Below are 20,780 nucleotides of genomic sequence, written 5' to 3'. Positions count from 1 at the left end.
TCAAAAACTGATTTTATTTTGCCGGAGGATGGAAAACCACCCCGCCGGCTGTGGTTCTGATTAACTCTTCCGTTTTTCCGCTGGCGTAGCGAGTTTTAAGCAGTACTTTACTTACAGGCTTTCTTACAGGCTTTTATCATTTCCTTGCCTTACTTACAGCCCCATCTCTTTGTGGTACTCGTTGATGGATTTGATCGTAAGGTCTTCGCCTTTCTTCATGGTCTCAATCGCGGCTGCTGCTGCACGTGCTGCCTGGATCGTGGTGATGTAGGGGACCTTGAAGTCAACGGCTGCCCGCCTGATCCTGGAACCGTCCTTGCGGGACTGTTTGCTTGTCGGAGTGTTGATAATCAGGTCGACTTCATCCCTGCGCATCATATCGATTACGTTCGGGCTTCCGTCGTGGACTTTCTTTACGGTATCCATGAAGACCCCGTGCTGGGCAAGGTAATTCACGGTCCCGCGGGTACCCATGAGTTCGAGGCCTGCTGCCTGCAGTTTTCTTGCAATGTCCACGAGTTCGGGCTTGTCTGCGTTCCGGATCGAGAGGAAGACTTTTCCTGTGAGGGGGAGGAGGTTATCGGCTGCAAGCTCTGCCTTATAGTAAGCCCTTCCGAAATCGTAGTCAATGCCCATGACTTCTCCCGTGCTTTTCATTTCGGGGCCGAGGACAGGGTCTGCTCCGGGCAGTTTGTCGAAGGGCAGGAGGACTTCTTTGATCGAGACGTGTTTGGGCTTGGGTTCGTCGGTGTACCCCATCTCTTTTAAGCTGTGTCCGGAAATCACTTTGGCTGCAATCTTTGCAAGCGGGAGGCCGATAGCTTTTGAGACGAAGGGGATGGTCCTGCTTGAACGCGGGTTTGCTTCGAGCACAAAGACCTTTCCACCTTTTTCGGCCATCTGGATGTTAATCAGGCCCTTGACCCTCAGGCCGAGTGCGATCTTCCTGGTGTAGTCCCTTACCTGGGCAAGTACGTCTTCCGGGAGCGACTGGGGTGGGATCACACAGGCCGAGTCTCCGGAGTGAACCCCGGCTTCTTCAATGTGTTCCATGATTGCCCCTATAAGGACGTCTTTCCGGTCGCAAACCGCATCAACGTCTATTTCGCAGGCTCCTTCCAGGAAATCGTCAATAAGGATCGGGTGTTCGGGAGAGACTCTGACTGCCTCTTTCATGTAGCGTTCAAGGTCGATTTCGTCGTAGACAATCTCCATGGCTCTTCCGCCGAGAACGTAGGAGGGGCGAACCAGGACCGGGAACCCTATCCTCTGGGCAACCTCGATTGCTTCCTGCTGGGAGGTCGCATACCCTCCTTCCGGCTGGGGAATGCCGAGTTTCTGCATGAGGATGTAGAACTTTTCCCTGTCTTCGGCAAGGTCCATGTCTTCTGGGTCAGTGCCCATGATCATGGTATTGAGGTCTGTCCTGCGCTCTAATTCCTTTTTCAGGGGGAGTGCGAGGTTGACAGAGGTCTGTCCTCCGAACTGCACAAGGACTCCGTCAGGTCTCTCACGTTCGATTACGTTCATTACGTATTCCATTGTGAGGGGTTCGAAAAAGAGCTTATCCGAGGTATCAAAGTCCGTTGAGACAGTCTCGGGGTTATTGTTTATGATATGGGTCTCTATGCCCTCATTCCTGAGCGCGGTTACTGCATGGACGGTACAGTAGTCAAACTCTATACCCTGTCCGATCCTTATCGGGCCAGCTCCGAGAATGAGGATTTTCTTCCTGTCTGTGGAGTTTGTCTCACAGGTATCTTCGTAAGTGGAATAGTAATAGGGGGTTGCTGCCTGGAACTCGGCTGCACAGGTGTCGACCATCTTGAAGGTGGCTAAAATTTCTGCTTCATGCCTGATGTCGCTGATCTGCTCCCTTGTTTTGCCGGTCAGTTCCGCAAGGCGGGTGTCCGGGAAACCCATTTTCTTTACCTCGCGCAGGAGTTCAGGGGTCAGTTCTTCTGTCCTGATGCGTTTTTCCATTTCCGCGATCTTCTTCATTTTTGAGATGAAGAAGGGGTTGATGCTCGTGAGTTCGGCAATTTCCTTTACCGACATTCCCCGCTCAAGCGCGTGGAAGATCACGAAAAGGCGTTCGCTTGTGGGAGTTTTGAGGAGGGTTTTGACCTCGTGCTCGTCCCAGCGTTTATTTCCGAGCTGGGAGTCGATATCAAGAGACTTGAAAGCCTTCAGGAGAGACTCTTCCATTGTCCTGCCGATTGCCATAATTTCTCCGGTACTCTTCATGGCTGTGGTCAGGGTCTTGTCCGCAGTTACGAATTTGTCAAAAGGCCACCTTGGGATCTTCGTAATTACATAGTCCAGAGCAGGCTCAAAAGAAGCAGGGGTATTTTTGGTGACGCTGTTAATTATCTCATCGAGCGCCATTCCGATTGCAATTTTTGCGGTTACGCGGGCAATCGGGTAGCCCGTGGCTTTGGACGCAAGGGCTGAAGACCTTGAAACCCTCGGATTTACCTCGACAATGCGGTAGTCGCCTTCCTTTAAGGCGTACTGGATATTGCACCCTCCTTCGATCTTGAGGGCACGGATGATCTTAATAGAGGCAGACCTGAGCATCTGGTGCTCTGCGTCGGTCAGGGTCTGGGAAGGGGCAACAACTGCCGATTCTCCTGTGTGGACGCCCATGGGGTCGATGTTTTCCATGTTACAGATCACGATACAGGTATCGTTTGCGTCCCTCATAACCTCATACTCGACTTCTGCCCAGCCGAGCACGCTTTCTTCAATAAGGACCTGGCTGATGCGGCTGCGCCTGAGCCCGCGTTCGGTAATCTCAAGGAGCTCTTCTTTTGTGCGGGCAATGCCGCCGCCTGCGCCTCCAAGAGTGTAAGCCGGGCGGACGATCAGAGGCAGCCCGAGTTCTGCAACCACCTCTTCGGCTTCCTTTAAGGTATTGACTGCACGGCTCTGGGGGACCTTTTCCCCAATCCTCAGCATGGTCTCTTTGAAGAGTTCCCTGTCTTCCGTGTTTTTAATAGCTTCTACAGGAGTCCCCAGGATCTGGACCCCGTATTTTTCAAAGACGCCCATTTCCGCAAGTTCGCTCGTGATATTCAGGCCGGTCTGTCCGCCAATCCCTGCAATGATCCCGTCCGGGCGCTCTTTTTCAATGATTTTCTCAACAATTTTGGCATCAAGGGGCTCGATATAGACCGAATCCGCCATTTCGGGGTCGGTCATAATAGTTGCAGGGTTTGAGTTTACGAGCACGACCTGCACGCCTTCTTCTTTTAAGGACCTGCACGCCTGGCTTCCCGAGAAGTCGAACTCTGCCGCCTGTCCGATTGTGATCGGGCCCGAGCCTATAAGCAAAACTTTCTTTATGTCCTCACGTTTTGGCATCAGAGATCCCCTCCGAGGACCTTTACGACCTTGCCGAAGAACGTCTCCTCGGTATCCATGGGTCCTGCCTGGGCTTCGGGGTGGAACTGCACACTGAAAATGTCCAGGTCTTTGTGGGAAACTCCTTCAACGGTTTTGTCGTTTGCGTTCAGGTATTTTACATAAAGGCCGGTCCCTTCAAGGGAATCCGCATCAACGGCATACCCGTGGTTCTGGGAGCTTATGAAAATCTTGTTTTCAATCAGGTCCTTTACAGGCTGGTTTCCTCCCCTGTGCCCGAACTTAAGCTTGTAAGTCCTGGCTCCCATTGCAAGGGAGATAATCTGGTGTCCGAAGCAGATTCCTGCTACCGGAATCGTGCCTGCAAAAGCCTTTACCGCATTGATTGCATCGGTTGCCTTTTCCGGGTCTCCGGGCCCGTTTGAGATAAAAAGTAGATCCGGTTCGTATCCTGCAATTTCTTTCGGTTTTGTGGTTGCAGGGACCAGGGTGAGGTCAATTCCCCTTTTGTGCAGGTTATTTATGATGTTCCTCTTAATACCGAGGTCGACCAAAACCGCATGTTTAGGTTTGCCGCTGCCTTTCCAGGCGCCTTCCGCTCCGGGGATGAAGCGGGGTTCCTTGCATGTTACACGGGCGATAAGTTCCTCATCCGTTATCTGGGGGAAATTCCTTGCCACATCAACGGCCTCTTCCCCATCATCACTACCGGTAATCAGGGCTGCACGCATGGTCCCGCGCTCCCTTGCCCCTATGGTGAGCATACGGGTGTCTACGCCTTCAATCCCTGGCTTTCCTTCGTCCTCTAAAAACTGGTGAATGGAACGGGTGGATTTGTAGTGATAGGGGTTTTTGCAGGCTTCCCGGACAACAAGCCCCTCCGCATGGATGTTGTCGGACTGGAAACGCTCCCCACTGACACCGTAATTCCCTATCAGAGGGTAGGTGAACATTAAAATCTGGCCCTTGTAGGAAGGGTCAGTCAGAGCCTCCTCATATCCCGTGAATTGAGTGGTAAAAACAAGTTCGCCGCAAGCTGTGCCTTCGGCACCGAAACCGGTGCCCCTAATAATTGTTCCGTCTTCTAATCCTAGTACTGCTTTCATCATCTGAACCTGCGAGTAAATGTCATAAGACATGTATAAGTGTTGCGATGACTTTCCCGATTCCCTGATCTCTCCATTTTTTGTCAATCTTTAAATATATATACCTTTCAATTAATTTATTCTTTTGAGACTCCGGCCTTCAAACTACATAAAAATTTCCTGTCCAAAGGTCCCATGTTTAGCAAAAATCTGTTCATTTCAGCCAGTGATAAGCTCATTTAGGCCCGAGCGTCATGAAACCGGTTTAATGTCTTTACAAAATTCTTTACAATTAAACTACTATACTAAGGTTTCCCGGTGGGGAAAATTCGTTTTATATCAAAAAACGTATAATTCAAAGCCAAAATATGTTAAAGTAAAACCAAATTTCATACTTTTAGATCCTGGCTTTATATATGCTTTATGCCATTTTTCGGCTTTTAAATATTTATAATATATTATTTTTCCGCAATAATCTTATATATCATTGGGGGCGAAGTAAGTGACAGGAAAATAATCTGTTTAAGCTGTAAAAAATAGTAAGTTTTCTTAAATCTATATTTTCAGTTGCCTGAAATAAATTGTACAGAAATTGTACGGACACAGATTAATTCGAATAAAATTTGGTTTTAATTTTCCGGGTTTTTTGTGGCAACTACCTGCATTTCGGAATGAATGTCGACAGTTCTTGAAAAACTTCGGTCAAACCGGGGTATCATAATGGACAAAAATGTAAAACTCGAAGTACGAAATATTACCAAAGTTTTTGGGAAGGACCCCCAGAAAGTAATTACCCTTCTAAATGAAGGTTTATCAAAAAGTGAAATTTTTGCAAAAACGAAACATACTGTCGGGCTCAACAACGTTAATTTTGAGGTCTACGACGGAGAGATTTTCGTAATAATGGGACTTTCGGGTTCCGGAAAATCCACCCTCCTGCGCTGCTTAAACCGCCTTATAGAACCAACGGCCGGTGAGATCCTGATCGACGGGCAGGCTATTACCGGCATGAGCCCTGAAGCCCTGCGAACTACCCGCAGGAACAAGCTTGGGATGGTCTTTCAGAGTTTTGCCCTGCTCCCCCACAGGACGGTTCTGGACAACGTGGCTTACGGACTTGAGATCCAGGGAATACCTAAAGAAGAACGCTACTCAAAGGCTCTCGAAGCCATAGAAACCGTAGGGCTCAAAGGCTATGAACACAGCCGGATAACAGAGCTAAGCGGAGGCATGAAGCAGCGGGTAGGGCTTGCAAGGGCGCTTGCCAACGACCCTGACATCCTGCTCATGGACGAAGCTTTCAGTGCCCTTGATCCCCTTATCAGGAGCGATATGCAGGACGAACTGATCGCTCTTGAGGATAGGGTGCAAAAGACTATCATCTTTGTTTCTCACGACCTGGACGAAGCCCTGAAACTCGGGGATAGAATCGCTCTCATGAAAGACGGGGAAGTTGTCCAGATAGGGACTCCCGAAGAGATCCTGACCGAACCTGCCGACTCCTATGTTTCGAGGTTCGTTGCAGGAGTCGACCGGTCAAAAATCCTGACCGCCGAATCGGTAATGAAAAGGCCCGAGCCGCTCGTATCTCTCAATTCCGGGCCAAGAGTTGCCATTCAGTTGATGAAAGACCATGGGATCTCCTCAATCTACGTGGTTGAAGGAAAGAACAGGCGTCTAAAAGGCATACTCATGATAGGGGATGCCCTTGAAGCCCTGAAGACCGGAAAAAGCCTTGAAGCAGCGATGATCCCGGAAGCACCTCGCGTGGCTCCGGACCTGCCCCTTAGCGATATAATCCCTTTGATTGCAGAAAGCCCGTACCCCCTTGCCGTGGTCAATGATTCCGGAAAGCTGATAGGAATTATAGTCCGGGGTACTGTCCTTGGAGCTCTTGCAATGTCCGGAGATAACTCCGGAGAAAACGGGCATCCAGAAGAAAAAGTTTCTGAAGAAAAGGTTCCAGATGAAGGAAATCCGGCAGGGAAGACTCCTGAAGAAAAGCCCCCCGAAAAAACTATCTTCAGTGGCAAAAATGAAGGGGAAGCCGGTCCTCCTTCCGAAGACTCAGACGTTCCCCACAGTATAATTAACAGCAGAATTAGCAGCGAACCCGTGCCTCTGGAAGCAGAAGCAAAGGACGGAGCCCCTTCCGAATCCTCTTCCGAATCCTCTTCAAAGTCTGATGCTATTCCGGGTCCCGAGGTGAAAACATGCTGATTCCCCGTCTCCCGATCGGTGACACGGTTGAATTTGCTGTGGACTGGATCGAAAATAATTTTGGCCCGCTTCTTGATCTCACAAGCGATAAGCTTGACTTCCTGATATCGGGCTTAAAAGATGCCCTGCTTTTCCTGCCTCCCGAACTTTTCATTCTCGGAATTGCCCTGATCGCCTACTTTGCAGGGAAGCGAAACCTCAAGCTTGCAATCGGGACTGCTTTCGGCTTTTTCCTTATTGATAATATGGGGCTCTGGACACTTTCGATGGAGACGCTCTCCCTTGTGCTTTCTTCCGCTTTCTTTGCCTTGCTTATAGGGGTTCCCGTGGGGATCATCTCTGCAAAAAACGACATTCTTGGCCACATTGTAAAACCCTTACTAGACTTCATGCAGACAATGCCGTCTTTTGTGTACCTGATCCCTGCAATTATTTTTTTCAAACTTGGGAATGTTCCGGGTATGATCGCAACTGTTGTTTTTGCAATGCCCCCTGCAATCAGGCTCACAAACCTCGGGATCAGGCAGGTTCCAAAAGAGCTTACCGAGGTTGCAGATGCCTTTGGCTCCACGGGCTGGCAGAAACTTTCCAAGGTTGAACTGCCTGTGGCACTCCCGACCATTATGGCCGGGATCAATCAGTGCATTATGCTCTCCCTTTCCATGGTCGTCATTGCAGCCATGATAGGAGCACGGGGTCTCGGGTACCAGGTCCTTTACGGAATCCAGAGATTGGATATCGGCATGGGCTTTGAAGCAGGACTCGCGATTGTTATAATTGCGATCTTCCTTGACCGGATTACTCAGAACCTTAGTCCCAAATAAATCCCGGAAATCCTGAAAATAATCGGTTCTGAAAACACTCGGTCCCGAAAACACTTTGCTCCTGATTTCGCCCTGAAACAGGTATTCAGGGTACCCAGGAATCAGGACTTTTCACTTTAACAGGGGCACCCTCTATCTCCCAGAAGATGGTGCATCTTTCATTTCAATCCCTGGTTAAAAACCAAAAATAAAAAGAAACTCAAAAAAGGTTGTAGATATTTTGACCAATCTAAAATTAAATCCTGAAGGAAAAAAACTCGGATCGGTTCTGGCAATCGTTCTGATAATAGGGCTTTCCCTTTTTGCAGCAGGCTGTACAGAACAGGAAGATGAAACCGGAGAAGGCGCAGAAACTGCTCCTGCCGAAGAAGAAGCTTCGGAATTCAGCGAACCTGTAACAATAGGCTATGTCTTATGGGACGGCGAGATTGCAAGTACCAATGTGATGCAGCAGGTCCTCGAACAGGCAGGGTATGAAGATGTGGAAATCGTTGCAGTTGATGCAGGTCCCCTCTACCAGGGCCTTGCTGACGGGCAGTTCGATTTCACCACTTCCGCCTGGCTCCCCTACACTCACCAGAGCTACTGGGAAACTTATGGGAACCAGCTCGACTCCGTCCAGACCAACCTCGAAGACTGTAAGATCGGGCTTGTAGTGCCTTCTTACGTAACTATAGACTCCATCGAGGAGCTTAATTCCGAAAAAGATAAGTTTAACGGCCAGATTATCGGGATCGACCCCGGAGCCGGCATCATGCAGGCATCCGAAACCGCAATCTCCGATTACGACCTTGATATGGAGCTTGTCTCAGGCAGCAGTGCCGCAATGACCGCCTCCCTGAAAAAATCAATCGACTCCGAAGAATGGACAGTTGTGACCCTCTGGTCCCCCCACTGGACATTTAACCGCTGGGACCTCAAATACCTGGATGACCCGAAGGGTTCATTTGGCGACGCCGACCATGTTGAAACTCTTGCAAGGCTCGGCCTCGAAGAAGAAAAGCCCAACCTCTACGGCATCCTGACCCGCTTCCAGTGGACCCATGACGATATCCAGACTGTCATGATGGACATCGAAAACGGAACCGCCCCTGAAGAAGCCGCAGGAAACTGGGTTGCAAACAATCCGGAGAAAGTTAACGAATGGATAGGAGAAGAGTCCGAAGAGTAAAAAAGTAAATTTCTCTTCCTTCCATTTCTTTTTTACCTGATTTTTTGTTCGTCCATCTTTACATGGTTGATATTTTTGAAAAAATAACTTGGACTCAAACTCCTGGGTTCTGACCCATACAACCATATTTGCTATATTGTGTCGTTCTTGTCCCGCTCGACGCAGGAGAGCGGTCTTTCCCAACAAGACAAAAAAGAAATAGAAGAATGAAAACAACAGGTTAGCAATTAAAAGCTGCTGAAGGCGTTTGTGAGTTTAAAAGAAGGACAAAAAGCTAAAACGGTATTAATTTCAGTATCATTTCTCATTCATTTCTTCTTTTTCCTTTTGTGCAGGGCCGCCAGGCAAGCTGGCGGAGGCGTTTATATTTAACTGTGAGTTTTATGAGGTCCCCCAGATCAAGATATAAATTCGCCTCAAGATATAAGATCGCCTGTTCATTTTTTGAGTTGGAGAAGAGAAAAGTTCAGTCCTGAAAAGAGTAGAATCAAAAAACAAAAGATCTTAGTTTCAGATATCTGAATAAAAACAAAAGATCTTAGTTTCAGATATCTGAATAATATCAACTGATTAATACAGAACCACCGATTTTTTATTTCGCCGTTCTTTTGCAATGCCGGTTATCGTCGTCGGTATCCCCCTCAACCACCGTTACTGTAGCTTCCTCCACTGGAATCGCTATCATTACCGAAACCACTTTCCAGCACAGTTATCGTAGTAAACCTTGAATCTGTACCATCTGTGTTGTTTACTATCAGGCAAGCTGTATAGTTTCCCGGTGATAAATAAGTGTGAGCTGGATTCTGTTCGTTTGAAACAGCTCCATCTCCAAAGTCCCAGTTCCACCCTGTTGCGTTTTCTGAACTGTCGGTAAACTGCACTGAGAGAGGTGCAAAACCTTCACTGACATTGCTGCTGAAATTAGCTACCGGAAATACTGATTCCGGATCCGGGATAATTGCAAGTCCCCCGGGAGAAACATCGAGATTTACTGTTGCTGAAACAGTATCGTTTGAGGTGTCAATTACAGAGATATTGTTGCTATAATTGTTTTCATAATCGCCCTTGGTTACTACATATACCTTCTTTCCATTAGGTGTGATTGCAATCTCTTCAGGACTGCCTTCTACATTCATTGTAGTTACAACTTTTCTTGTAGACGTATCAATTACAGAGACAAAGCCATTTCCGCCAGCCACATATACCTTTGTTCCTGTTGGATTTACTACAACTTCATGAGGAGAGTTATCTACATCCACCGTAGCTGTAACGGAATTTGTAGCTGTATCAATCACAGAGACAGTTCTGTTATGGCTATTTGCCACGTATACATTTTTTCCATCTGGAGTGACTGCAATTCCACGAGGATGAGTTCCTACAGGTACAGTGGCTGTAACGATATTTGTAGCTGTGTCAATTACAGAAACAGTATCTTCAGGGGCAGTAATGTTGCCACCATTAGTCACATACACCTTTTTTCCATCTGGAGTAACTGCAATCCCTTCCGGCCAGTTTCCAACAGGCACAGTAACTGTAACAGTGTTTGTGTCGGTGTCAATTACAGAAACATTATTGCTGTCTTCGTTCACCACATATACCTTTTTTCCATCAGTACTGACTGCAACTTCAGAAGGATTATATCCTACTTTCACAGTGTCTGTAACGGTGTTTGTTGAAGTATCAATTACAGAGACATTATTGCTTCCAGAGTTCGCTACATATGCCGTTTTTCCATTAGGTACGACTGCAACTCCTTTAGGCCCACTTCCCACTTTCACAGATCCCACTTTCACAGATGTTACAACTGTTCCTGTGGTTGTGTCAATTACAGAGAATGCACCGCTCGTAATATATACAAATGGCCACGTGGATGAAACCCTTTTTCCAACAGTTATGTTAACAAATTTGGAATTAGTATTAAGTCCATTGCTAGCCGTCAAATTAACTGTATAGTTTCCTTGAGTTCTGTACGCATATATAGGATTTTGTTCTGTAGAATCTGCTACACCATCATTATCAAAGTCCCAGTTCCAAAGGATTGCGTTTTTCGAAAGATCTGTAAACTTGACAACAAGGGGTGCAGGCCCATTAGTGACGCTAACTGTAAAGTTAGCAGTTGGAGTAACCGAATTTTGCAGACTGGACATAGATACAAGAGGTAAATAGTCAAATTCGTCTTCATGGACGTTATAAGGATCCTCATAGATTTTATAAGGCAGGTCTCCGATCCCATTCTTATCCAAATCCACGCAGATCTGGGAGAATCCGGTCCCATCTGGTTTTGCCCAGAAGTTGCCTCCAATGTAAGGGCCACCGGCAATGTTACTGCCTGAAGCAAGTGAACTGTTCCAGGTATTTCCCCCTTCGCCAGGTCCAAACTTTACGTTTAGACTATTGTTAAAATAATTATTGTAGATTCTTTTACGGTCAGAATTTCCCTTATTAAAAATCCCACATTCTGTACAGGATGTTATTGTATTGTTGATTATGTCAACAGTACAAGCGTCATCTAAAATAATCCCTACATCACAGTTTAATATTGTATTATTTTCAATTCCTGAACTTGACATCGAAAGCCAAATCCCACAATCGCAGTCAGTAATCCTGTTATTACGAATATCTACTCCCTGATCCCATTCGGAGATGCCAGTGGAACAATTTGAGATCGTATTACCTGATACTGTATTATTTATTCCACAGCAGGAAATATATACACCCTCTTCGCCGTTAGAAATTTTATTTTCGGCTATTAAATTGCCTGATATCTCGGATCCCAGAATAATAGAACCGTTTTCAATGGTATTACCTGTCACATTATTCATATCGCTATAAAGGATGATTTTTAAATTGTCTGGCATGTAGGAGCGCAGATAAACAGAACCGTTTTCAATGGTATTACCTGTTATATTATTCATCTTGCCATAAGCAAAGATTGCATTTTTATGATACATCTTACCGGCTCCCGTTATGTTTAAACCACTGATCGTTGTGTTATTAGCTGCTATCAGAAAGGTACTTTTGCTTTCGTTCAGCGGTTTTACCTGCGCATTGCTATTATTTGATTCTGATCTGATAGTTAGCCCTGTTACATCAACACGAACGTTTTCAGTATAAATTCCAGGCCTCACGATTATCATGTCCCCTGGAACAGAATTATTCACAGCTTCCTGAATTGATTTGAAATCAGCTCCAGAATCATCATCTACTGTAATTTCCCCTGCTGATGCAGTAGCTGAAATAGATATTATAAAAATGAAAAGCAAAATTATTAAAAAAGTTATTCTCTTTATCACTTCTTTCCCCCTTTAATTATAATATAATCGATTATGAATATTAATGTATGCTCCATTAATGACATTTAACATATTTTACTTTCCATAGTTATTTTTGACTAATTATTTTCAGAAATAAAGGTTGAATTGAAACGAGCCACATAGAAATATGAAGGTTTTTCAAAGGAAAACATAACAGTGGGGTTATGATGGTTCTGGCTATAATGAGAAGCGTTGAAATCTGCTAATGTGGCTGCTCAGGTTGTATTGTTTACAGGAGTTTCCACGTTTTGCTTTGATTTAATATCAGGTACGGGAGTAACCTGATCATCGGATGCATCCGTAAATAGGTATAACCACTTAATATGATACAGTAGTACAGTATAATAGTAGTACAGTAGTACAGTATAATAGTAGTACAGCTAATAGCTCCAGCAAAAACAGAACAAAATTAGGGGTTATTTTTATGGAAAAACCGAACTTCAGGACAGAAATCCTCAGAACCCTCGAAGGAAAAACTCCCGCTCAGATACCGGTCGGCACTTTCACAACCGCGCCTGTGCTCGAACTCATGGACCTGAGCGGAGCAGCCAGACCCGAGGCTGACAGCCAGCCTGAAAAAATGGCATTACTTGCTTTTTCCCAGTATGTAAATGCCTCTTTTGAAACCCTCAGGTATCCCTTTGACATGGTGGTGCTCGTGGAAGCTCTTGGCTGTAGAGTTGATCCGGGTACGAAAGCAAAGACTCCTGCTGTGCTGAATGGTCCAATGGAACTTTCGCCTGTAGTCCCCAAACTCCCTGAAGACCTCCTTGAAAGGGGCAGAATCCCCGCTGTCCTGAAAGCCACGGAAATCCTCCGGGAAAAAGCCGGATCGAACTTACCCTTAATTGTGGGAATGGAAGGTCCGGCTGACCTTGCAAGCTCCCTCTGCGGAATCACTCGCTTCCTTAAATGGACAATCAAAAGGCCCCATATCATAACAAGGCTCATCGATCTTTGCACCGACGCATGTATAATGTATGCCAGGGAATGCCTGAAAAGTGGAGCTGACGTTGTTGTTATTGCAGATGCAGTCTCTTCTCCGGACATGATTTCTCCAGACGCTTTCCGGACTTTGATAAAACCCGGCATGGCAAGGATTCCTAAAGCTCTCGGGGGAGGCAAAAGCGTACTCCACATATGCGGGGCTGCAGACCCGATTATTGCGGACATGGCAGAGTGCGGGTTTGACGGGCTCAGTCTTGAGGAAGGCATAAAAGACCTGAAAAGCGCTGTTAATACCGCTCATGAAGCCGGCACAGCTGTAATCGGCAGCGTATCAACCTCCAGGACCCTTTTCAGGGGCGGCCCTGAAGATGTGAAAAAGGAGGCTTTCATCTGTATGGAAAGCGGAGTGGACATCCTTGCTCCGGGTTGCGGGCTTGCACCCGAAACTCCTCTCCGGAATTTGAAAGCCCTGGTGGAAGCAAGGAACGAGTTTTGCGGGAGAAAATGAATTCTCCTTTCTGGCTCAAAGAAGAATTTCTGCCATTTTTTTGCCCGCCTCAAACGTTTTTATCAGAAGTTCTTCATCCCTTGAAACCGCTCCCCTTTCAAAATATCCTGTTACCGGAAACTTTTCCACGATCTCATAGCCCAGGGCTTCAAGGGGCATTCCGAGCGCTCCGAGTGTAAAACCCATTTCTTCGATTTCCAGCTGTTCGCAGACCGAAAAAACAATTGCTTTTCTCCCCTGCCCTGCTAGCCTGCTCGAATAACGCCTGGGGCGGTCGTTCGTGAAATTGTAGTAAGGGTAGAGCCGGTCAATTAAGGCTTTCATCTGGGCAGTTACATTGTAGTTGTAGGTGGGAGAACCGAGGATAAGCCCTTTTGCATCCTCGATCTCGGGATAAAGCAGGCTCATTCCATCATGGAACCTGGTGCAAGTCCCGGTTTTCCGACACCTTTCGCAGCCGATACAGGGCTCGATCGAATAATCCCTTAAAAGGACTTTTCCGGTTTTAGCTCCTGCCGATTCCGCCCCTTTCAAAAAGCTCTCAAGCAGCACGTCAGTATTCCCATTTTTCCGGGGGCTTCCTCCAACTCCAAGAATTTTTAGATCTTTAATCATCTCACCCTGTATTGTATCGGGGATAGAGAATTAAATAGGTTCCGGAAACATGTCCCTGCTTTTTAGTAATAACCCTGAGTGGAAATTCCCCTGATCTTAATATCAGAGCTGAGAAAAAGCGCCCGAGAAAAAGTCCGAAACAATCCAGCAAGTAAAACTTATAGCTGCAGGGCTGTTTCATCCCCACTGGAATGACCCTCGGAGTACTTGAGCACCGGGCTAATTTTTATGTCCAGAGTGTCTTCGGCACTAAAGCATCCATTTCGAATTTTTCTCTTTTCTACAGATGCGGTATGTAACATATTGAGTTAAATTTTTCTTTAAAGTTCCTGGCTGATTGAAATAAATTTCTTAAACTTCGGAAGAGCCTGCGGCATGTAACTGTGAATATTTTGTGCTCTTATGATATCGTTTTTCTCGGATTCATTTTTTTATTTTGAGTTCATATCTTTTTTAACTCTCGTATTTCATATGTTTTTGCGAGCCAGTATCTCAATCCTATAATGTTATATCGATCGAACTAAAGCGTTACTGCTCATGTTATTGTACACTTTTTATTTATTTCAAAAAATCTATCAATAAATTTATATACTGTCATTATGAAATACATTATGAAAATTTAAAATGTGTTCAAAGGTTCAAACGGTTGTACTCCAATACTTGTGATTGACTTTTGAGCCACTTCAATTGTTTCAATTTAATATTATAAATTTAAAAGGAGTTTAAAATTGAGTAACGAACTGATTGTGGGTAATAATACTCAGTACCAGGTCCATATAGAGAACCCACATTTCAGGGAGGTGTCATCTCAAAATATAACTGTCATTCTTCCAGCTTTTAACGAGGAAGTCTCCATCGGCAGCATAGTCCTTCTTACTAAATTCTATTCTGACAACGTAATCGTAGTCGATGACGGAAGCTCTGACCGCACTGCCGAAATTTCCGGGAAAGCAGGAGCTCACGTGATTGTGCATGAGGCCAATAAAGGCAAGGGAGCAGCCCTCAAAACCGGTTTTGAAGCCGCAGCCAACCTGGGTGCTGATATAATAGTGACAATGGACTCGGACGGTCAGCATAATCCCGCTGAAATTCCCAAACTTGTAACCCCTATTATTGACGGCTACGCTGAAATGGTCAATGGGAGTCGTTACCTTTCCCACAAAGACAAAAACACTCCTATCTACCGCCGTGTCGGCCAGACAATACTTGATACGGCTACAAATATGAACTCCGGTCTCAAGATCACCGATTCACAAAGCGGTTTCCGCGCTTTTGCCGCTTCTACTAAAAACGTGTTCCGCTTCGGTACACAGGGCATGGCAATAGAAAGCGAAATGCTTGCCGATGCAGGCAGGTCCGGACTGCGGATCAAGGAAGTCGAAATCGGGGTAAGGTATGATGTGGACTGTTCAACCATAAGCCCGGTCCAACATGGTCTAGGCGTCCTTGTCATGGTCTTGAAAGATATCGAGTTCAACAAGCCTCTTTATTACTTCACGGTCCCGGGACTATCTCTTGGGGTTGGAGGACTCTACATGGGTGCCCATTTTCTGCAAAACTTCACTATGGGAGGAGGCTTATCTTTCGGGCCTACCATGCTTATGGTTCTGTTTATTGTTATAGGGACCTTCATGGCATTGACAGGGATAATGCTGCATTCGGTGTCGGCAATTATGAGGGAAGCTAAGGTGACTTAAACTGGGAGTTACGAGATTTTTCTCCTATTTATCATTCTGCAGTACTTGATATTATTTTCTTCCTTTAATAGAAGGTCTAAAATGATAGCATGACTGGGGTTTTGATTATTTGATATTGTTTGAGGGAAAAGATGTATGGTAAAGAGAAATTTGCAAGTGTTGTTATTCTCTCATATAACAGCAAGGAAGATCTTATGGAGTGTATTCCCTCTCTAATGTCTCAAACATATCCAGGTTTTGAAATAATTGTAGTAGATAACGCATCTAGGGACGGTAGTGAGGAATTCGTGAGAACTAACTATCCTGAGATAAAGGTAGTTCAGACAGGAAAAAACCTCGGGTATGCAGCAGGGAATAATGCCGGATTTGAGGTCGCGGAAGGAGAATATATAGTAGTTATAAATCCAGATACTGTTGTAGACTCCAACTGGCTTTCCAAGCTAATAAACCCTTTTGACAGTGATCCTGAAATTGCGGCCACGACTTCAAAGATTTTGATATATTCCCAAAATGAAATAATAAACACGTGTGCAAATACAAACCACTATACTGGACTTACCTTCTGCAGGGGCTTCAATAAGCCTTCACGTGAGTTTGATAGCTACCAGGAAGTAGGATCGGTCTCAGGATGTTCATTTGCAATAAGGCGCGATATACTAAAAAATCTTAATGGTTTTGACTCGGATTTTTTCCTTTATCAGGAAGATGCGGATCTTTCCTGGAGAATACGTTTTGCGGGAGGTAGGATAATGTATGTTCCTGAGTCCATAATATATCACAAGTATAAACTGTCAATATCCCCCTGGAAAGAATTTTACCTGGAAAGAAATCGTTACTTAATTTTATTGAAAAACTTTAGTTCAAGAACATTGTTATTATTATTGCCTGCACTCATAGTGACTGAAATTGTTACAATGGGTCATGCTGTTTTAAACGGTCCGAGATACATTTACAGTAAATTGCAGGCTTATTTATGGGTTATAAAAAATATTAAAGAAATTTTGACAAAAAGACACGAAACTATTTGTAAAAAAACAACTACTGACAGAGAGTTTTTTGGATTTTTGGATTGGAAAATCCCTTTTGAACAGGTCATTAAATTCCCTATGATTAGTAAAACAGTTGATATCGTTTTCAACTCTTTTTATGCATTTCATATGAAACTGATAAGCAGAATAGTCTAATCCAAAACAAACAAAACAATATGAATTATTAAATACAGTATCAATTCCATTACTTAAAAATACTGGACTGGTGAAAAAATGAAGATCTGCCTTACCTGCTCGCACGGTGGTCATCTTACTGAAATCCTGCGACTTATGGATGCATTCAATGGTAATGATATCTTTTTTATAACCTATAGAGGATTAAGATCCAACAATTTGGAGAAAGTTTATTTACTAGATAATCTTGGAAAAAATCCAATACGACTTCTAACGAGCCTTCCTGTTATTTATAGAATTCTATCTCGTGAGAAGCCTGATTTAATAGTTTCCACAGGGGCTGAGATTTCTATACCTACATTTTATATCGCAAAATTATTCGGAATTAAATTAGTTTTTATTGAAACAATTTGCAGGGTTACTCAGCCTACAATTAGCGGAAAATTGCTATATCCAATTGTTGATCTATTCTTAGTCCAACAGAAAGAACTTTTGAAATACTATGGAAAAAAAGCGAGATATGAGGGTGGAGTGTATTGATATTTGTATCTGTTGGTTTTCACGATCAAGGCTTCGAAAGGCTTATAAAGAAAATGGATGAAATTGCAGGAAAGATTAATGAAAAAGTGATCATGCAAATTGGCCATACTAATTATACGCCAAAAAACGCTGAATTCTTTAGGTTTAAAGATTCTGATGAAGATATTAAGTATCTATGCCACGAAGCTAGGGTAGTGGTAACCCATGGGGGTATGTCTATAATGACCGCACTAGAACAGGGTACTCCTGTAGTTGCAGTCCCACGATTGAAGAAATATGGAGAACACACGAACGATCATCAAATTGACATTATTAATCAGTTGATAAAAGAGAATAAAATCACTGCAGTGTATGATGTAGATCAAATTGAGGATAAATTAAATAACGCTGGTACTATTCTTGATGCCATTAGTATGAATAACGGTCAGATAGTTTCATTTCTCAGAAATTGGATACAAAAGTTAGTAATATAACAACTTAGTTGTGAGTCACTTATATACTTTGAGTTTATATTATATCTTGTGTTAAATATTAATCTTAAAGATAGTGAAGTAAAATTCCTTATAAACTTTATAAAAAAAGGACTTAAAAGTGCAAGATCACTTACCAGAGCACGTATTCTACTACTGGCAAATCAGGGAAAAAGGGACACTGAGATCGCAAAAACATTAGGTGTTGGTAGGAGCGCTGCTTTAAGGATAAGGAAAAGATATCTTGAAGAAGGTCTACAAAGTGCTTTGGTAGATAGGCCAAGATCAGGTCAACCTAAAAAATATAATGAAAGACATGCAGCAGAAATAATAGCTTTCGCATGCACCAAGCCTCCTGAAGGAAGAAAAAAATGGTCGCTTTCACTCCTTTGTGAAAAATTGAGAAAAAAAGAAGGATTTGAAACGATAAACAAAGAAACTATCAGACTTATTTTGAAAAAGAACAAAATTAAACCCTGACTCAAAAAAATGTGGTGCATTGAGACGGTTGATTCTGAATTCAGAAAGAGAATGTACGATGTTCTTGACCTGTACGAAGAAGATTACGACCCGAAAAGACCTATTATCCGTCTCGATGAGAAACCGAAACAACTTCTCGAAGATAAGCGAAATCCCATTCCAATGAAACCTGGAAGTCCAGAGAAGTATGATTATGAGTATGTCAGGAATGGAACAGCAAACATATTTGTGGCTGTAGAATTCAAAGCAGGGAAAAGGACAACTCAAGTTACTCAAAGAAGAACAATGGTAGATTTTGCACAATTCATGAAACGTCTTGTCATCGAAAAATATTCACAAGCTAAAGTATAAGGGTAATTGCAGATAATCTCAATATCCACAAAGAGAAAGCATTCTATGAGGCATTCAGCGAGGATGAAGCAAAAAAGATGCTGAAAAAGATATAGTTACATTATACACCAAAGCATGCAAGTTGGCTAAACGCTGCAGAAATAGAGATTAGTGTGATGGATGAGGAATGTACTGATAGGAGAATAGGTGACATTGGAATGCTTAATAATGAAGTGGCTGCTTGGACCAAGAGAAGAAATGAAAATAAAAGGAAAATAAACTGGAAATTCACAAAGAAAATTGCTGATGAGAAGATGTCAAAATCTTATGTTTCATAATTAAATTGGCAAGGTACTAGATTAATATGTCAAAAAAGCATCTTTTCAATGTCAATAATCATGTATTAAATCTCCTATTAGTTTTTATATTCATATTTTGGTGTGCTTCTATATATACAGTTAGGATTCCCTTTGCTTTAGCGGATCCCTTTCTTTTTATCAAAAATCTATCTGTTTTTTACTGGATTGGATTATTTCTTGTGATTGTTTTTATTTTTATTTTGTTTTCGTGTCCTGATCATAGAAATAATCCTGTACGTATATACGCATTCATACTGTTAGTTGGAATTTATTTGTTTGGTATACATCCTTTTGCATTTCCTAATCCCATTCATATGGATATCTACGGATATGTAAATAATTTAAAACAAATTATTGACTCTGGGGATATAGAGAATGCGGGTTCTTACATTAATTCTTACCCACTTGCCTCCATATTCTATGTGGAGATTATTCATATAGTTGGTACCGATATTACAATGTTTGCAAGATTTTATCCAATTTTAGATATCTTTATAACTCTAAATTTGATTTTTCTTATCTCATATCTTATTATCGATGAATGGTTTTTTTTGCCTCCTCTTATTTATTTATCAAATTCTTGGATTCCGGTTCACTATATGGTTCCTCAGTCTTTCGGTTTGTTTATGAGCATTTTGTCTATATCGCTATTCGTACGCATATTCCATAAAACTGAAAATTCCAAAAATTTCATAGTGTACAGGCTATTATTGATCTTTGTTTTATTTTCGCTTGTGACTTCACATCCAACTTCTGTAATTATATCGTTGTTTGCTTTTTCTGTTATGTTTTTTTATTTTGTGTTGAGTTCAGTTGTTTTTAAAGAGATGTTCTACCAAAACAAAAAACATATGGTTTCTATTTATAATATTGTTATTTTGTTTATGATATTATATTTTTTTCATGTTATATACGTTTCAAAGTTTATACTGCTGGATGCTATTGTAAATACAATAAAAACATCAATTTTTGGTTTTCTAGATAATCAAAATTTGCTATCTGATATTGATTGGACTAGTACAACTCCAATTTTTGAGTATGTAATAGTATCAAAACTTAGAATTCTTAATTTGATTTTTGTTTTTATTCTCGGAATAGTCTCAATAGTTTTTTTGTATATATCTAAATGCAGAAAATTAGTCAGCCACATATTTATAGGTCTATTTTTAGGATATAGTTCAATAATAATTTCAAATATACTTTCTCGACAAACTAAATTTATAGATAGAGGATTTATTTTTTTGCTAATTCCTTTTTGTTTCTTGTTAGTATTGGTTTTTTCGTCAATAAAAACTAAAAAATTATTATATAGGTATAAATTGTTTCTGTTTTCTATTGTTTCCCTTAATTTGATAATTTTTCCCTTACTCTTGGGCGCATCGTTTCCATACCAATATTACTCGGATTCTGAATTGGTCGGAAAACAGTTTATTGAATCTCATAACGAGCTTATAGGAAAAATAAAATTTAATTTTTATGGGTCGCCTTTTGTTTATAATAATTTTTGGTATAACTATATCTCACTCCATCACCAGAGAGGCAATGAGTATAAAAAAAGTTTTGAAAATAGTGGATTGCTTAAAATTTACGATAATTCCTTATGTGGGATATATTATCCAAAAAATTATCCAAATGAAATTACAGGAGACATATTTACATATTGGTCGCTTACTGGTTATCGGGTGTGAGT

At 42.8% G+C, this 20,780-nt stretch carries 14 protein-coding genes and 1 pseudogene; 10 read left to right on the top strand and 5 right to left on the bottom strand.

The genetic code is table 11. The features are described 5' to 3' along the window. Positions 1-153: 153 nt before the first annotated feature. Positions 154-3,366, bottom strand: coding sequence for a carbamoyl-phosphate synthase large subunit (carB, locus tag MSSIT_RS12335; protein ID WP_048172730.1), 3,213 nt, complete (start codon positions 3,364-3,366; stop codon positions 154-156). Next, a complete protein-coding gene (gene carA / locus MSSIT_RS12330; RefSeq protein ID WP_048174757.1) occupies positions 3,366-4,472 on the bottom strand; it encodes a glutamine-hydrolyzing carbamoyl-phosphate synthase small subunit in 1,107 nt (368 codons plus the stop codon). The genes carB and carA overlap by 1 nt, the downstream gene beginning before the upstream one ends. A gap of 699 nt (positions 4,473-5,171) precedes the next feature. Here carA and MSSIT_RS12325 point away from each other — a divergent pair. The 3 genes from MSSIT_RS12325 (at position 5,172) to MSSIT_RS12315 (ending at position 8,666) form a co-directional block, all read left to right on the top strand. Then, positions 5,172-6,671, top strand: a complete 1,500-nt coding sequence (locus MSSIT_RS12325; RefSeq protein WP_048172728.1) for a quaternary amine ABC transporter ATP-binding protein — start codon at positions 5,172-5,174, stop codon at positions 6,669-6,671. Next, entirely contained in the window at positions 6,665-7,495 is an 831-nt protein-coding gene (locus MSSIT_RS12320) for an ABC transporter permease (RefSeq protein ID WP_048172727.1), read from the top strand. The genes MSSIT_RS12325 and MSSIT_RS12320 overlap by 7 nt, the downstream gene beginning before the upstream one ends. Positions 7,496-7,715: 220 nt before the next feature. Further along, positions 7,716-8,666, top strand: a complete 951-nt coding sequence (locus MSSIT_RS12315; RefSeq protein ID WP_048172724.1) for a glycine betaine ABC transporter substrate-binding protein — start codon at positions 7,716-7,718, stop codon at positions 8,664-8,666. A 641-nt stretch (positions 8,667-9,307) separates the two neighbouring features. On the opposite strand, the gene MSSIT_RS12310 is transcribed toward MSSIT_RS12315, so the two are convergent. Then, complete coding sequence (locus tag MSSIT_RS12310; RefSeq protein ID WP_048172723.1) at positions 9,308-11,959, bottom strand: NosD domain-containing protein; 2,652 nt, start codon at positions 11,957-11,959, stop codon at positions 9,308-9,310. A gap of 445 nt (positions 11,960-12,404) precedes the next feature. Between MSSIT_RS12310 and mtaA the strand changes: the two genes are divergently transcribed. After that, positions 12,405-13,436: a methylcobamide:CoM methyltransferase MtaA gene (gene mtaA / locus MSSIT_RS12305; RefSeq protein WP_048172721.1), complete on the top strand. Its 1,032-nt coding sequence runs from the start codon at positions 12,405-12,407 to the stop codon at positions 13,434-13,436. Positions 13,437-13,451: 15 nt separating this feature from the next. Here mtaA and MSSIT_RS12300 read toward each other — a convergent pair whose 3' ends face one another. Beyond that, positions 13,452-14,051: a flavodoxin family protein gene (locus tag MSSIT_RS12300; protein ID WP_048172720.1), complete on the bottom strand. Its 600-nt coding sequence runs from the start codon at positions 14,049-14,051 to the stop codon at positions 13,452-13,454. A 158-nt stretch (positions 14,052-14,209) separates the two neighbouring features. Beyond that, positions 14,210-14,353 (bottom strand): hypothetical protein, encoded by a 144-nt coding sequence (locus MSSIT_RS23325; RefSeq protein ID WP_156158855.1) that lies wholly within the window; start codon positions 14,351-14,353, stop codon positions 14,210-14,212. A gap of 426 nt (positions 14,354-14,779) precedes the next feature. Between MSSIT_RS23325 and MSSIT_RS12290 the strand changes: the two genes are divergently transcribed. The 6 genes and pseudogenes from MSSIT_RS12290 to MSSIT_RS12260 all read left to right on the top strand — a co-directional run bounded on the left by MSSIT_RS12290 (position 14,780) and on the right by MSSIT_RS12260 (position 20,778). After that, the gene (locus MSSIT_RS12290; protein WP_048172717.1) at positions 14,780-15,748 is read left to right on the top strand and encodes a glycosyltransferase family 2 protein; all 969 of its coding nucleotides are present in this window, start codon (positions 14,780-14,782) and stop codon (positions 15,746-15,748) included. Between the two features lie 131 nt (positions 15,749-15,879). Continuing rightward, the gene (locus MSSIT_RS12285; protein ID WP_048172715.1) at positions 15,880-16,932 is read left to right on the top strand and encodes a glycosyltransferase family 2 protein; all 1,053 of its coding nucleotides are present in this window, start codon (positions 15,880-15,882) and stop codon (positions 16,930-16,932) included. A 78-nt stretch (positions 16,933-17,010) separates the two neighbouring features. Next, on the top strand, positions 17,011-17,451 hold the full coding sequence (gene pssD, locus MSSIT_RS12280; protein ID WP_048172713.1) for a PssD/Cps14F family polysaccharide biosynthesis glycosyltransferase: 441 nt from the start codon (positions 17,011-17,013) through the stop codon (positions 17,449-17,451). After that, the gene (locus MSSIT_RS12275) at positions 17,448-17,924 is read left to right on the top strand and encodes a glycosyltransferase (protein WP_048172712.1); all 477 of its coding nucleotides are present in this window, start codon (positions 17,448-17,450) and stop codon (positions 17,922-17,924) included. The genes pssD and MSSIT_RS12275 overlap by 4 nt, the downstream gene beginning before the upstream one ends. Positions 17,925-17,972: 48 nt before the next feature. Beyond that, positions 17,973-19,069: pseudogene (locus tag MSSIT_RS22205) on the top strand (IS630 family transposase). 335 nt (positions 19,070-19,404) lie between these two features. Continuing rightward, entirely contained in the window at positions 19,405-20,778 is a 1,374-nt protein-coding gene (locus MSSIT_RS12260; RefSeq protein ID WP_156157357.1) for a hypothetical protein, read from the top strand. Positions 20,779-20,780: the final 2 nt, after the last annotated feature.

The organism is Methanosarcina siciliae T4/M, from assembly GCF_000970085.1.
GTDB classification, from domain to species: Archaea; Halobacteriota; Methanosarcinia; order Methanosarcinales; family Methanosarcinaceae; genus Methanosarcina; species Methanosarcina siciliae.
The sequence above is the reverse complement of the archived record's forward strand: the minus strand, read 5'-3'. Positions and strand labels throughout refer to the sequence as shown.

Excerpts from the sequence above, each read along its gene's own strand:
- carB (WP_048172730.1), bottom strand. The coding sequence starts at position 3,366 with ATGCCAAAACGTGAGGACATAAAGAAAGTTTTGCTTATAGGCTCGGGC.
- carA (WP_048174757.1), bottom strand. The coding sequence starts at position 4,472 with ATGAAAGCAGTACTAGGATTAGAAGACGGAACAATTATTAGGGGCACC.
- MSSIT_RS12325 (WP_048172728.1), top strand. The coding sequence starts at position 5,172 with ATGGACAAAAATGTAAAACTCGAAGTACGAAATATTACCAAAGTTTTT.
- MSSIT_RS12320 (WP_048172727.1), top strand. The coding sequence starts at position 6,665 with ATGCTGATTCCCCGTCTCCCGATCGGTGACACGGTTGAATTTGCTGTG.
- mtaA (WP_048172721.1), top strand. The coding sequence starts at position 12,405 with ATGGAAAAACCGAACTTCAGGACAGAAATCCTCAGAACCCTCGAAGGA.
- MSSIT_RS12300 (WP_048172720.1), bottom strand. The coding sequence starts at position 14,051 with ATGATTAAAGATCTAAAAATTCTTGGAGTTGGAGGAAGCCCCCGGAAA.
- MSSIT_RS23325 (WP_156158855.1), bottom strand. The coding sequence starts at position 14,353 with ATGTTACATACCGCATCTGTAGAAAAGAGAAAAATTCGAAATGGATGC.
- MSSIT_RS12285 (WP_048172715.1), top strand. The coding sequence starts at position 15,880 with ATGTATGGTAAAGAGAAATTTGCAAGTGTTGTTATTCTCTCATATAAC.
- pssD (WP_048172713.1), top strand. The coding sequence starts at position 17,011 with ATGAAGATCTGCCTTACCTGCTCGCACGGTGGTCATCTTACTGAAATC.
- MSSIT_RS12260 (WP_156157357.1), top strand. The coding sequence starts at position 19,405 with ATGGATATCTACGGATATGTAAATAATTTAAAACAAATTATTGACTCT.